Here is a 14,401-nt window from a genome sequence, read left to right on the forward strand (position 1 = left end):
TTAAAACAAGGGCTCACCCGCCTCCACGCGGCCTTTGCGGATCAGCGCTTCGAGGAAATAGTAATCGGCATAGTTCAGCGGCACGTCGACGTTGCTGCCATGCGGAATGCTGCCCACGGAGTGCATCAGCAGAAAACCGCCGTTCCCGCCCACCGGGGCGCGGTAGGCCGGCGACGAAAGCGACTCGACGATTTTGTCGGCCTTCTGTTTGTAAAGGTCGTTACCCGTATAGGTGTATATTTCATAGAATACCGATGCGATAATGGCAGCCGTCGAAACGTCGCGCGGTTCGTCGGGGATGTTCGGCGCATCGTAGTCCCAGTAGGGAACCAGGTCGGCAGGCATATTCTTGTCGTTGAGCATGAAGTTCGCCACCTTCTCCGCATGGTCGAGGTAGCGCTTGTCGCCCGTGTAGCGGTAGCAGGTCGCATAACCGTAAACGGCCCACGCCTGCCCGCGCGCCCATGCCGAATCGTCGGCATAACCCTGCGCCGTGCAGCGTCCGCGCACATCGCCCGTCGTCAGGTCGTAGTCTACGACATGGTAGCAACTGAAATCATCGCGGAAATGCTCCTTCATCGTCCGGTCGGCATGCTTCACCGCGATATTATAATAGGTGCTGTCGCCCGAGAACTCCGTAGCCTTGAACATCAGTTCGAGGTTCATCATGTTATCGATGATCACCGGGACCTGCCAGCCGCGCTCGCCCTGCCAGCCCCGGTCGGAATCCCACGACTGGATAACGCCCGGAACGGGGCGGAAACGCGTAGCGAGCGATTTGGCCGTCTGGACGATCACGTCCTTGTAGCCGGGAACGTTTTTCAGGCGCAGCCCGTTGCCGTAGCTGTCGTAGATCATGAAGCCCACGTCGTGATGCCACTGGAGGTATTGCACCGAGTCGAGGATTTCGGTGTGCTTCTGCGCACGCGCAGCCCACTGTTCGTCGCCCGTCAGTTCGTACATATACCACAGCGTTCCGGCGAAGAAACCGCTCACCCAGTCGTCGACGGGCACGTAGTCGATCCGGCCGTTCTTCCAGGTCGAAGGAATGCGGATCACACCGCCCGTTTCGCTCGAATCGGCCAGCATGCCGATCTGCTTTTCGGCGATGGCAATATTCTCGCCAATAATCGACGCGCGCTTCCCGGGCTGCGAGCAGGCTACGGCTCCTGCGAGGAGGAGTGCGGCGGTCGTGTATTTAAATACAGTCTTCATAAATAGGTAATTAACGTTTTATTTTGGTAAACCAAATCAACTTTCCGGACAAAGATAAAGTTTTTTCCAGACTTTCAACATATTTTAATAACTTTTTCTGATGAAAATAAAATTTTTATTATTTTCTATCGTTAAAATTTTGGTTATCCAATTTCTTTATCTACATTTGGCCAAATAAGATTCTATGAAAAAAGTATTAAATTACGGAGTGTCAGCGATTTTAGGGTTATTCGCCACTCTTTGGAGTCAAAACGCCGCAGCAGCGATAGATGCTAAAATCAGCTTTGAAACGGAAATTCCCAAAGCTTTCGTATGCGGCGAAAACAGCACAGCCGAACTCAGCGGCCTCCGCTACAAGGACGGAACCCATTCGCTGCGCTGGTCGTGGAGCGCCCCTTCGACGCTTCGTTACAACGATTTCGGACAACTGATGCGCTCGATGCGCGTCAAAGGCGCAGGCGTCATGCTCTGGATCTACAACCCCAAAGCCGTCGACGCCGACATGCGTTTCTCGTTCGAGACGCCCACCGGCGAAGTCCCCTACTGGTTCGATTTCCACATGGACTTCACGGGCTGGCGCGCCTGCTGGATCAAGTACAACGACATGCCGGGCGACCACGCCTCGCAGCAGGTTTCGCGGCTCATCGTTTCGACGCCCGCCGGAGTCGAAAGCGGGGAGCTGTTCCTCGACCGCCTGACCTTCTCCGAAGTCAAACTCCACGACCAAATCACCCCCGACAAGCAGATTCCCGACAACAACTGCAACCTCAAGCGCGAATTGTGGCACTGGGCCCGCCTCTGGGAATGGGAACAGTATGCCTACGAAGAGCCGTTGCGCGAGATCACCCCTGCGGAGAAATCCCAGCTCGACGCCGTGAAGTCGCGCATCGAAAGCATCGTCGCGGCCAACATGTCGAGCACCAACTACATCAACGGCACGATCATCCCGCGCGCACTGGCGACCTATGAGAAAGCAGAAATCCGCCGCACCGCCGACGGAGGCGTACTCGGCGCACCGCTGCTCTCGAACGACGAGTGCAACCGCCCGAAAGGCGAACTGCGCCTCGACGACATCGAAAACATGCTCAACGCCTTTGCGCTGAACAGCTACATCAACAAGGATTCGAAATACGACGACGACTTCTTCCTGGTGATGGACCACGCTATCGACCAGGGCTTCGCCTTCGGCCACGGCAACGGAACCAACCACCACTACGGCTACAACGTGCGCAAGATTTACGACGCCATGTGGCTCATGCGCGACAAGATCGCCGCCCGCGGCAAAACCGACGAATACGTCAAGGTCCTGGCCTACTGGAGCGGCCTTGCGGAGACGCGCAAACCCTATGTCTACGGGCGCGACGAGTTGCTGGACTCGTGGCACACGCTGCTCATCCCCAAGATCATCAGCGCCCTGATGCTTCCCTCCGAAGCCGAACAGTACCGCGCCATGAAGGGCCTCGGAGTGTGGCTCTCGGGCAGCCTCGACTTCACGCCGGGCACGATCGGCGGCATCAAACCCGACGGCACGACCTTCCACCACGGCGGCTTCTACCCGGCCTACTCGACCGGAGCGTTCGCCATGATCGGCTACTACTGCAAAGCCACGGCCGGGACCGATTTCATCCTCTCCGAACCGGCTCGCCGCAACTTCAAACTGGCCCTGATGACCATGGCCAACTACACCGACCTGCGCGACTGGGGCCTCGGCCTCGCCGGCCGCCATCCCTTCGGCAAAAACGGCCGCATTCCCGACGCCGATGTCAACGCCTTCGGCTATCTGGCCACGCAGGGCGATCTGACGGGCAGCGGCAAGGGCGCGGACCCCGAACTGGCGGGCGCCTACCTGCGTCTGAAAGGCACGGATAAGGAGCTGAACAACCTTTTCAAGAAAGAGGGCATATCGGCAGGACCTACGCCGTCGGGCTTCTTCGTCTATAATTACGGCGCTGCGGGCATTCACCGCCGCGACAACTGGATGGTGACGCTCAAAGCCTACAATTCGGATGTCTGGGGCTCGGAAATATACACCAAAGACAACCGCTACGGACGTTACCAGAGCTACGGCTCGGCGCCGATCATCGGCTCGGGCAATCCCGTGACGGCCGCCGCGAGCGGATTCGTACAGGACGGCTGGGACTGGAACCGCGTACCGGGCGCCACGACCATCCACCTGCCCTACCCCGAACTGGAAAGCCCGCTGCCGGGAACGCTCATGGAGCGCAATCCCGAACGCTTCTCGGGGGCTTCGTCGCTCGAAGGCCGCAACGGCGTACTGGCCTTCCAGTTCGTCGAGAAGGACCGCAAGAACTTCACCCCGGGCGCTACTGCCCATAAGTCGGTCTTCTGCTTCGACAACCGGATGGTCTTCCTCGGCAGCGGCATCGACAACGACAACTCCGCTTATCCCACCGAAACGACGCTCTTCCAACTGCAATTGGACAGCCCGGGCGAACAGATGGAAGTCGACGGACAAGTCTACGACGCCTTCCCGCTCAACCTCACGAAGGGCGGCGAACGGCTGGCACTCTCCGACACAAAGGGCAACTTCTACGTGGTGAAGAACGCCGGGGCGGTGAACATCGTCAAGCAGGAGCAGACCTCGCCCAACGACAAGACCCGCGCACTCCAGACAGGCAACTTCGCCTCGGCCTGGATCGACCACGGCCGCGCGCCCAAGCAGGCCGAATACGAATATGCGGTCTACATCCAGCCCTCGAACAAGGAAATTACACGCTTCATCAAAAAAGACGGCTACGAGGTGCTGCGCAAGGACAACACGGCCCATGTCGTAAAGGACTTCGCCACAGGCATCACGGGCTACATCTGTTTCGGGGAGTACACGGGCGAAGGCCTTGTGCGCAAGGCGGCTGAAGAGACGATCTTAATGGAGCGCACCGACGCGGACGGGCAGGTCGTGATGAGCGTCTGCACACCCGATCTCGGCCTCACGGAGAAGACCTACACCACGCGCCAGGAGAGCCAGCCCCTCGAAAAAGAGGTGCTCCTCGACGGCGCATGGGAACTCGCCGCACAATATCCGGGCGTCACGGCCGTTTCCCACGATACCGGAACACTGCTGAAGATAACCTGCCGCCACGGACAGCCCGTGGAGTTCCGGCTTAAGAAGAAATAACCATTTTTATCCCACAACCTATCTATTTTTATGAAAAAAGCACTTAAACGCATGGCTGCGGCAGCGCTGCTGACCCTGTCGGTATTCCGGGCAGGGGAAGCATTCGCTCAGAGCACCGTGGACGGACGCGTGGTCGACGCCAACGGTGCACCGCTGGTGGGCGTAACCGTACTGATCAAGGGGACGCAGTCGGGAACGGCCACGGGCGCCAACGGCAGTTACTCGATCAAGGCGAAGGAGACCGAAACACTCGTCTTCTCCTACCTCGGTTACACGACCGTCGAGGAATATGTCGGCAAACGCACCGCGATCAACGTCAAAATGACCGAAGAAGCTTCGCAAATCGGCGCCGTCGAGATCGTCAACATCGGTTACGGAACCACCACGCGCCGCGACCTCACCGGATCGGTGGCCAAAGCCGACCTGGGAACGATGATGAAGGCCAACGTCACCAACTTCGACCAGGCGCTGGGCGGACGCATCGCCGGCGTGGTAGTCACCACGGGCGACGGCTCGCTGGGCTCCGAGGCCAATATCACCATTCGCGGCAACAACTCGCTTACGCAGAGCAACGCCCCGCTCTACATCATCGACGGATTCCCGTCCGAAGGTTCGTTCGCCGCGTCGATCAACCCCGCGGACATCGAGTCGATCGACGTACTGAAAGACGCTTCGGCGACCGCCATCTACGGTGCGCGCGGCGCCAACGGCGTCATCGTGATCAACACCAAGCGCGGCAACGAGGGCAAGCCCACGGTGAACTTCAGCGCCGCATTCTCGCTCAACAAGATCGCCAACAAAATGGACCTGCTCGACTCCTACGAGTTTGTGAAATTACAGCAGGACTGGGGCGTCGACATGGACAAAACCTATTTCAGCGAAGGCCTGACGCTGGACGACTACCGCAACATCAAAGGCATCGACTGGCAGGACCGGCTCTACCGCACGGCTTTCCAGCAGAACTACAACGTCTCGCTCTCGGGCGGCAACAAGGAGGGCATGCGCTACAACGTGGGCTTCTCGGCACTCGACCAGGACGGCATCATCATCCGGTCGAACTTCCAACGTTACCAGGGCAAGGCCAATTTCACGCTGCCCATCTCGAAGAAACTGTCGCTGAACGTGAACACCAACTATTCGCGCACGGTAACCAACGGCGTGACCCCCACCACGGCACAGACGACCTCGTCTTCGTCGGGCTGGCTCATGTTCTCGGTCTGGGGTTACCGTCCGGTGACCTCCCCGGGGCAGGACATCCTCGACTCGATGCTCGACGCGGACGTAGCCGGATCGGACGACTATCGTTTCAACCCGGTGAAGACCGCTAAAAACGAGTACCGCAAAACGCTCGTGGACTACCTCAACGCCAACGCGGCGCTGACGTGGAAGATCACCCCCGAACTGACGTTCAAGACGACGGGCGGCTACGTGCTCAACAAGCGCCGCCGCGAGGAGTTCAACGGCAGCCAAACCTACACCGGATACGCCGGATCGCCCAGCGGCAAGGGCGTCAACGGCGCTATCTACTGGACCGACCAGACGAGCTGGTCGAACGAAAATACGCTCAACTACAAGAAACGCGTGGGCCGCGACCACAACCTCGACCTGCTGGCCGGACTTTCGCTCCAGGGACAGAAGAACACCTACGACGGCGTTTCGTCGACACAGATCACCTCCGAGGAACTGGGCATCGCGGGTATTTACACGGGTAACTACCAGAAGGTCCAGAGCAACTATTACGACTGGCGGATGATGTCGGCTTTCCTGCGTGCCAACTACAACTTCCGTTACAAATACTACTTCACTTTCTCGTTCCGCGCCGACGGTTCGTCGAAATTCCCCTCCGACAACCGCTGGGGTTACTTCCCCTCGGCCGGTCTTTCGTGGAACTTCAACCGCGAGAACCTGCTGAAAAAGAGCGAATGGATGAGCAACGGCAAGCTGCGCCTCTCGTGGGGCCTCACAGGTAACAACCGCACGCAGACCCCCTACGACTTTTATTCGCAGATCACCGTCAACCCCGGCTCGGGCAGCTCGCTCGACTACGTGTTCAGCGGCGAGCGCGTGCCGGGCTACTACGTTTCGAACATGGCCAACGAAAAGCTCAAGTGGGAAACCACCGAGCAGTGGAACGCCGGCCTCGACCTCGGATTCTTCGAGGACCGCATCAAACTGACGGCCGACTGGTACGACAAGGTGACGCGCGACCTGCTGCTCTACGCCCTGCTGCCCGCCTCGTCGGGCTTCGAACAGGGAATGCTCAACATCGGCAAAATCCGCAACCGCGGGTTCGAACTGACGCTCGAAACGGTCAACGTCAAGAACCGGCAGTTCCAGTGGTCCACCTCGTTCAACATCGCTTTCAACCGCAACAAAATCCTCGGACTGGTCGACGGGCAGAACACGCTCCAAAGCTCCGTGTCGTGGGAGACGCGTTTCAACTCGCAGTTCCCCTACATCTCGCAGGTGGGCAAGCCCACGGGCATGATGTACGGTTTCATCTACGACGGAACCTACAAGGCCGAAGATTTCGACGACAAGGGCAACCTCGTCGGTGGCGTTCCCTCGTTCAAGGGCAACACGATGCAGCCGGGCGACATGAAATACCGAGACATGAACGGCGACGGCGTCATCGACGACTACGACCGCACGATCATCGGATGCGGACAGCCCCTCAACACGGGCGGTTTCGGCAACAACTTCAACTGGAAGAATTTCGACCTGAATATCTTCTTCGCATGGAGTTACGGCAACGACGTGCTGAATGCCAACCGCCTCGTCTTCGAATCGGGCTGGAAGAGCCAGACCAACCAGTTGGCCTCCTACGCCAACCGCTGGTCGCCGGAGAATCCCTCGTCGAACATCCCGCGCGTCGGCGCCACGGGCCGCGAGGAGTACTCGTCGCGCGTGATCGAGGACGGTTCGTTCCTGCGCCTGAAGAACATATCGCTGGGCTACACGCTGCCGAGCCGTTCGCTCCGCAAAGCGGGCATCAGCCAGATGCGCGTCTACGTCTCGGCCGACAACGTCTGGACGCTGACGGGTTACAGCGGCCCCGACCCCGAGGTTTCGACCCGCAATTCGGTATTGACCCCCGGATTCGACTGGTCGGCATATCCCCGCGCATTCGGCTTCACGGCCGGCGTAAACCTCACTTTCTAACGGTTTAAACGCAACATTACGCTATGAAAATCAAACGCATATACAGACTGGGAACACTGGCGCTGCTCGCAGCGGCCTTCTCGGCATGCAGCTTCCTCGACACCGATCCGCAGATCATTCCCGACGAAGGCTACTACAACAGCGAGAAGAAGCTGATCTACGGCCTTGCCGGCGTCTACGGCGTGCTGAACAGCGAGGCGCTCTACGGCCACTACTACTCGCTGCAAATCGCCAACGCCGACGACCTCTGCTATTTCAACAACTACAACAACGGCGAATCGCGTCCGGACCGGTACAACCACAGCGCCGGTACGACGGTCATCTACGACGCCTGGTCGAAGCTCTACGAGGGTATCAAGAACGCGAACCGCTACATCGAAGCCGTCGAGAAGACGAACATCGATCCCGAAGAACTTTCGGTCGACATCGGGCTTTACATCGCCGAAGCTCGCTTCCTGCGGGCCTACTACCACTTCCTGCTGGCACAGGCGTGGGGCGACGTGCCCCTGCGGGTCAAGGCGACCACCTCGCCCAACCCCAACGACGTGCAGATGGCGGCAACGCCGCAGGAGCAAATCCTCAAATGGTGCGCCGACGAGATCGAAGCCACGATTCCCGACCTCTACGAGACTGTCGAAAACACCCCGTCGCGCGTCAGCCAGACCGTCGCCCAAGGCATCCTGGCCCGCGTCTACCTCTTCATGGCCGGGGAGACGGTGAAAGAGATCGAAGGGCTGAGCAAGAAGGAGATGTACAACCGGGCAGCCTACTGGGCAAACCAGGTGATCATCTCCAACAAACACGACCTGAACGACAGCTACGAAGAGGTCTTCATCAACATGATCCGCGACCAGTACGACACGCAGTACCACGAGTCGATGTGGGAAGCCGAATTCCTCGGCGACCGCACCAGCGCTACGAACTGGACGAACGGGCGTATCGGCGATCTGATCGGCCTGCGTTCGCAGTCGGGACTGACCAACTATTCGGAGTGGGCCTGCAACTACTCCTACGGTTACTACAACGGCTCCTACACCCTGTGGCAGCTCTACTGGACCGAAGATCGTACGGCCGACGAAGCGTCGGACGCCACGAAGATCACCGACGTACGCCAGGAATGGAACCTGCCGGGCTACAACTTCCGCGGTCTGAACAACCAGAAGATCACCTACAAGAACAAGGAAGGCGTAAGCGTGACACGTTACCTGAAGCAGGCGCAGAGCATGTACAAGACGCCGTGGCTCTACAACAACGGCTTCGCGACGCCCGACATCGAAGGCCTCGACCAGACCATCACCGATGCGTTCGACCCCGCCGACCTCGTATACGATCCGACAATCATGTGCGCGATCCGCAACGCCGGCAAATGGCGCCGCGAGACGGTTTACGAAAAGCAGATGTCGGCCAAGAGCCTCTATACGACGATCAATTTCCCGATCCTGCGTTACGCCGACGTGCTGCTGATGTATGCCGAAGCGATCAACGAATACGCCGGGGCGCCGGACGACCAGGCCAAGGAGGCCATCCGGAAAATCCGCCGCCGTGCAGGCATCAAGACCGACGAGAGCCAACTCAGCGACTATCGCTCGTTCCGCGATCTGGTGCGCAACGAACGCGGACGCGAACTGGCTTTCGAGGGGCTCCGCAAATGGGACCTGATCCGCTGGGGCATCTTCGTCGAGAAGATGCACAACGCCGGGACCAACGCCCCGACGGAGAACAAGTACCACAACGTCAGCTACACGAACTACCTGGCCGCGAACTACGCCAACGTCGCCGCCCGCCACATCTACCTCCCGATCCCGACCAAGGAACTGGCGGTGAACCATGCGCTCAAACAGAACTCTTTATGGTAAAACGCATAATTGCAGAGCATACGATGAATACGAAACGAATCACATACCTCGCAGCGGCGCTGGCCTTCGCCTCCGTGGCAGCCTCGTGCGAGCACGATGAAATCTACGAGCCGCTGGAATTCTCGGTACAACTGGCGCCGACGAACACCTACCTCACGGGCGACCCCGTCGCCTTCAATTTCAGCGGCAACGCCGATTTTATCACCGTCTGGACCGGCGACACGGGACACGAATACAAGCACAAGGACCGCACGACGGTCGACGTTGCGGACATCGAGTCGTGCGAACTGGAGATCGAGATCAGCCAACAGTACGGCACGCTGAACAACCTCGACCTGTTCGCAGGCAACAAGTTCGCAGGACTCAACGGCAGCGACGCCGCCACCGACCGCCCCGTGGTCGAAGCCATCGCGGCAAGCAGTTACGCCGACTGGAAGCAACTGGCTTTCACACCGAACAGCGCCAACAAGTTCGAGACCTACACCTTCGACATCACAGAGTTTGCCGACAATTTCTCATGGGGCATGCACCTCTATTATCCGGACCCCAAGACAACGATGCGTACCTACCGTATCAACCCGAAAATTACGGTGCGGTTCAAGGGTTACGACACGCAGGTATACAACTACCTGGACATGGAGTTCGTGCCCTTCTCGCTCGCCGCACAGCACGCCGACGACCCCTACATCCACAATGTTTCGGGCAACGGCAACCTGAAATTCCAGGGCCAGCCTGGAGCGAACAATACAGCGAACATCGTCTTCCAGGGCTTCAGCGCCGGGGCTTTCCCCGAGATCGAACAGTGGGCCTTCATGCAGCCGATCGCGCTCAACACGATTTCGCCCGACACCGGACAGAACATCAAGGGCGTGACCGACGACCTGCCCAGCTACGAGTACACCTACACCAAGCCGGGAACCTATACGGCGACCTTCATCGTCGCCAACGGCAACTACCAGGGACAGTCGGCCCCGACCCGGTACGAAGTGACGTTCACGGTAATCGACCGAATCGAATAACCCGGCCGAAAGCTTTCGAAAGCCCGCCCTTCCACAAGAAAGGCGGGCTTTTTCATAACATCCGGTTGCATTTCTGCGTTCTTTTCAGTAACTTTGGAGGTGCAACGTAACCTTAAACAACCAAAACCGAAACAACCTGATCGTATGAAGGCTGAATTACAGGAAATAGCATCGCAGTTCGCGCTGGAAGGCGCCATCACGGCAATCGACTCGCTGGGCGAGGGTTTCATCAACGACACGTTTATCGTCCGCACGGCGGGCAACGCGCCGGATTATATCCTCCAGCGTAAAAACAAGAACATCTTTCCCGATGTCCCGGCCATGATGGAAAACATCCGCAAAGTGACGGACCATATCCGCCGCGGCGTCGAAGCCGCCGGAGGCGATCCCAAGCGCGAGGCGATGACGGTCGTAGCCACACACGACGGGAAACTCTACCATGTAGACGCCAAAGGCGATTACTGGGCCGTTTCGGTTTTCATCAGCGACACGATCGCTTACAACAAGGCCGACTCCCCGGCGCTGGCCCGCAAGGGCGGCGAGGGCATCGGTAAGTTTCAGGCCCAACTGGCGGACTTCACCGAGCCGCTGGCCGAAACGATCAAGGGCTTTCACAACATCCGCCACCGTTTCGTGCAGTGGGACGAAGCCTTGAAGCGCGACGCCGCCGGCCGCGTGAAAGACCTCCAGGAGGAGATCGGCTGGATCGAATCGCGCCGCGGCGAGATGCTCGCCTTCTGGTCGAAGGTCGAGGACGGCACGATTCCCACGCGCGTGACACACAACGACACGAAGATCAACAACATCCTCTTCGACAAAAACGGCGAGGTATTGTGCGCCATCGACCTCGACACGGTGATGAACTCCACGTCGCTCAACGACTTCGGCGACGCCATCCGTTCCTACACCAACACGGGCGACGAGGACGACCGCGACCTTCAACGCGTCGGCATGTCCCTCGACATGTTCCGCGCCTACACCGAAGGATTCCTTTCGCAGCGGGCCAAACAGCTCAACCAGACCGAAATCGACCACCTGGCATTCTCGGCGCGTTACATCACCTTCGAACAGGTGCTGCGCTTTTTGATGGACTACATCGACGGCGACACCTATTATAAGATAAAATACCCCGAACACAACCTCGTGCGCACGCACGCCCAGTATAAACTGCTGCAAAGCATGGAAGAGCAGTACGGCACGATGTGTGAAATCGTACGGGAAACCGTAGCCAAATACAAATAAACAATGGACATTCGCAAGATAGCGGGAATCGCGCCCGATGACCGGGCGGCCGTGGAAGAGGCGTTCGCCGGCATCGACTCCCAGCCGATCGCATGCTGCAACTGGCCCGCCGAATTTCCCTATGCACCGGAAGTAAGTTTCCGGATGTTCCATACGGGCGACTACCTGATGCTGCGCTTCGACGTTGCGGAACGCTACACCGCTGCGCTCGTCACGGAGGACAACGGCGAGGTTTGGACCGATTCGTGCGTGGAGTTCTTCATCGCCCCCGACGACGGGATGTACTACAACTTCGAAACCACCTGCATCGGACGCATGCTTCTCGGAGCGCACAAATCGCGGACCGAAGCCGAACACGCCTCCCCCGAGGTACTGGCGAGCGTAAAGCGCTACACGACGCTGCCCGGCGAGCCTTTCGCCGAACGCGAAGGCGACAACCGCTGGTCACTCACGCTGGCCATTCCCCCGCAGGCGCTTTTCCGCCACGGATTCACCGACTGGAGCGGCGCGGAGGCCCGCATAAACCTTTACAAATGCGGCGACAAGCTCTCGCACCCCCATTTCCTGTCGTGGCGGCCGATCCGGACCGGGAAACCCGATTTCCACCGTCCCGAGTTTTTCGAACGGGGCGTATTTGAAAAGTAAAACGCATAGAACCGAGCCGGCGAATAATCCGGCCGCGATGCGCCCCTTCCGAGGAAGAAACACAGGGCCGGGCCGAAACCATGGAAACGACCGGAAATGATGCTAAAACAGAGAAAAGATTAAATAATATCAAGCAATGAACAACAAGTATTCACTCCCCAAAGACGGAGGCCTGATTTCGGAATCGGCTCCCCGTGACATCATCCACCGTTACGAGAAAATCCACACCAAAGTCTACGAAAACGAGTACGAAGGCGTGCAGTACGTTGCCGACAACATCGTCAAGGCAATCCGCACCTACAACGAAATCCACTGCTCGAACGAAGTTTACGAGGAGTCGCAGCCCTTCGTGCTGGGCCTCACGACGGGGCGCACCCCGCTGGGACTCTACCGCGAACTGGTAAAACGCCACAACGAAGGCCAGATCAGTTTCCAGAACGTCGCCGTTTACAGTCTCGACGAGTTCTACCCGATCAAATCGACCGAACAGCAGAGCCGCAACTACCGCATTCACGAGGAGTTCCTCAACCACATCGACATTCTGCCCGAGAACGTCCACATTCCCGACGGTACGATTCCTGAAGACCGGATTTCGGAGTACTGCGCATCGTACGACCACGCTGTGCGGCACATCGACCTGATGATCATCGGCGTCGGCGAGGACGGCCAGATCGGCTTCAACGAACCTGGGTCGTACTCCCGTTCGCGCACACGGCTGGTGCAGTTGACCTACAACACCCGCAAAATCCAGTCGGGCGCCTTCTTCGGCCTGGAGAATACGCCCAAGATGGCGATCACGATGGGTATCGACACGATCATGCGCGCCAACCGCATCATCCTGATGGCCTGGGGCGAGGAGAAAGCCCGCATCGTCCAGCGGGTCGTCGAGGGCGAAATCACGGACCAGGTTCCGGCCTCCTACCTGCAGGCACACCCCAACATCGAGGTGGTTATCGACGATAACGCCGCACAACTCCTGACCCGCGAGCAGACGCCGTGGATGGTAGGCCCCTGCGACTGGACGCCGAAGTTCGTCCGCAAAGCCGTGGTGTGGCTCTGCGGCGTAGTAAAGAAGCCCATCCTGAAGCTCACCTATAAAGATTACATCGAAAACTCGCTGGGCGAACTGCTCGAGCAGGGCCGTGCCTACGACCAGATCAACATCGACGTGTTCAACGACCTCCAGCACACGATCACGGGCTGGCCGGGCGGCAAACCCAATGCCGACGACTCGACGCGTCCCGTCTCCTCGTCACCCTTCCCCAAACGGGTGATCGTTTTCTCGCCGCACCCCGACGACGACGTGATCTCGATGGGCGGTACGTTCATCCGCCTCGTGCAGCAGGGCCACGACGTGCATGTAGCCTACGAAACCTCGGGCAACGTAGCCGTACACGACGACGTGGTGCTGCAAAACATCGACACGGCCCGCGAACTGGGCTATGGCAACCACTACGCCGAGGTCGAGAAGATCATCGCCGGCAAGAAAAAGGGCGAACCCGAGCCGCGTCCGCTGCTCGACCTGAAGGGCGCCATCCGCCGCGCTGAGGCACGGGCCGCAGTCCGCTCGTTCGGCCTGAATCCCGACACCAACGCCCACTTCCTCAACCTGCCGTTCTACGAAACAGGCGGCATCAAGAAGGGCCTGCTCACGGAGAAGGACATCGAAATCATCGTCAAACTGCTGCGCGAAATCAAGCCTCACCAGATCTACGCCGCCGGCGACCTGGCCGATCCCCACGGCACGCACCGCACCGCCATGGAGGCCATCCTGGGCGCCCTCGAAGTCGTGAAAGACGACGAATGGCTCAAGGAGTGCCACCTGTGGCTCTACCGCGGCGCCTGGATGGAATGGGACCTCGGCATGGTGGACATGGCCGTGCCCCTGTCGCCCGACGAACTGATCATGAAGCGCCACGCCATCTACCGCCACCTCTCGCAGAAGGACATCATGCCGTTCCCGGGCAGCGACCCCCGCGAATTCTGGCAGCGGGCCGAGGAGCGTACGCAGAACACCGCAAAGCTTTACGACCAGCTCGGCATGGCCGAATACCAGGCTATCGAGGTTTTCGTGAAGATGTTCTAAGCCTCTTCGCAAAAACGAATGAACATATAACCAAAACAAT

At 58.9% G+C, this 14,401-nt stretch carries 8 protein-coding genes; 7 read left to right on the forward strand and 1 reads right to left on the reverse strand.

The window, feature by feature from the left end:
- A complete protein-coding gene (locus KG007_RS02090; RefSeq protein WP_213347184.1) occupies window positions 1–1,215 on the reverse strand; it encodes a glycoside hydrolase family 88 protein in 1,215 nt (404 codons plus the stop codon).
- Window positions 1,216–1,399: 184 nt separating this feature from the next.
- On the opposite strand from KG007_RS02090, the gene KG007_RS02095 reads away from it, so the two are divergent.
- From KG007_RS02095 to KG007_RS02125, 7 genes are all read left to right on the forward strand, one after another.
- On the forward strand, window positions 1,400–4,351 hold the full coding sequence (locus tag KG007_RS02095; protein ID WP_213347185.1) for a chondroitinase family polysaccharide lyase: 2,952 nt from the start codon (window positions 1,400–1,402) through the stop codon (window positions 4,349–4,351).
- Between the two features lie 30 nt (window positions 4,352–4,381).
- Window positions 4,382–7,513 (forward strand): SusC/RagA family TonB-linked outer membrane protein, encoded by a 3,132-nt coding sequence (locus KG007_RS02100; protein WP_213347186.1) that lies wholly within the window; start codon window positions 4,382–4,384, stop codon window positions 7,511–7,513.
- Window positions 7,514–7,536: 23 nt separating this feature from the next.
- Entirely contained in the window at window positions 7,537–9,369 is a 1,833-nt protein-coding gene (locus tag KG007_RS02105; protein ID WP_213347187.1) for a RagB/SusD family nutrient uptake outer membrane protein, read from the forward strand.
- Entirely contained in the window at window positions 9,363–10,388 is a 1,026-nt protein-coding gene (locus KG007_RS02110) for a DUF5017 domain-containing protein (protein WP_213347188.1), read from the forward strand. Before KG007_RS02105 ends, KG007_RS02110 begins: the two co-directional genes overlap by 7 nt.
- A gap of 144 nt (window positions 10,389–10,532) precedes the next feature.
- Window positions 10,533–11,630 carry a phosphotransferase enzyme family protein gene (locus tag KG007_RS02115; protein WP_213347189.1) on the forward strand — a complete coding sequence of 366 codons (1,098 nt, stop codon included), beginning with the start codon at window positions 10,533–10,535 and terminating at the stop codon, window positions 11,628–11,630.
- A gap of 3 nt (window positions 11,631–11,633) precedes the next feature.
- Window positions 11,634–12,275: a carbohydrate-binding family 9-like protein gene (locus KG007_RS02120; protein ID WP_213347190.1), complete on the forward strand. Its 642-nt coding sequence runs from the start codon at window positions 11,634–11,636 to the stop codon at window positions 12,273–12,275.
- A 136-nt stretch (window positions 12,276–12,411) separates the two neighbouring features.
- Window positions 12,412–14,361: a 6-phosphogluconolactonase gene (locus tag KG007_RS02125; RefSeq protein ID WP_213347191.1), complete on the forward strand. Its 1,950-nt coding sequence runs from the start codon at window positions 12,412–12,414 to the stop codon at window positions 14,359–14,361.
- The last annotated feature ends 40 nt before the right edge of the window (window positions 14,362–14,401 follow it).

It is taken from the genome of Alistipes montrealensis (assembly GCF_018362775.1).
Taxonomy (GTDB): domain Bacteria; phylum Bacteroidota; class Bacteroidia; order Bacteroidales; family Rikenellaceae; genus Alistipes; species Alistipes montrealensis.

Bases quoted from the DNA above. Each gene is read 5' to 3' on its own strand.
- KG007_RS02125 (WP_213347191.1), top strand. From the start codon at position 12,412: ATGAACAACAAGTATTCACTCCCCAAAGACGGAGGCCTGATTTCGGAA.
- KG007_RS02120 (WP_213347190.1), top strand. From the start codon at position 11,634: ATGGACATTCGCAAGATAGCGGGAATCGCGCCCGATGACCGGGCGGCC.
- KG007_RS02105 (WP_213347187.1), top strand. From the start codon at position 7,537: ATGAAAATCAAACGCATATACAGACTGGGAACACTGGCGCTGCTCGCA.
- KG007_RS02110 (WP_213347188.1), top strand. From the start codon at position 9,363: ATGGTAAAACGCATAATTGCAGAGCATACGATGAATACGAAACGAATC.
- KG007_RS02095 (WP_213347185.1), top strand. From the start codon at position 1,400: ATGAAAAAAGTATTAAATTACGGAGTGTCAGCGATTTTAGGGTTATTC.
- KG007_RS02090 (WP_213347184.1), bottom strand. From the start codon at position 1,215: ATGAAGACTGTATTTAAATACACGACCGCCGCACTCCTCCTCGCAGGA.
- KG007_RS02115 (WP_213347189.1), top strand. From the start codon at position 10,533: ATGAAGGCTGAATTACAGGAAATAGCATCGCAGTTCGCGCTGGAAGGC.
- KG007_RS02100 (WP_213347186.1), top strand. From the start codon at position 4,382: ATGAAAAAAGCACTTAAACGCATGGCTGCGGCAGCGCTGCTGACCCTG.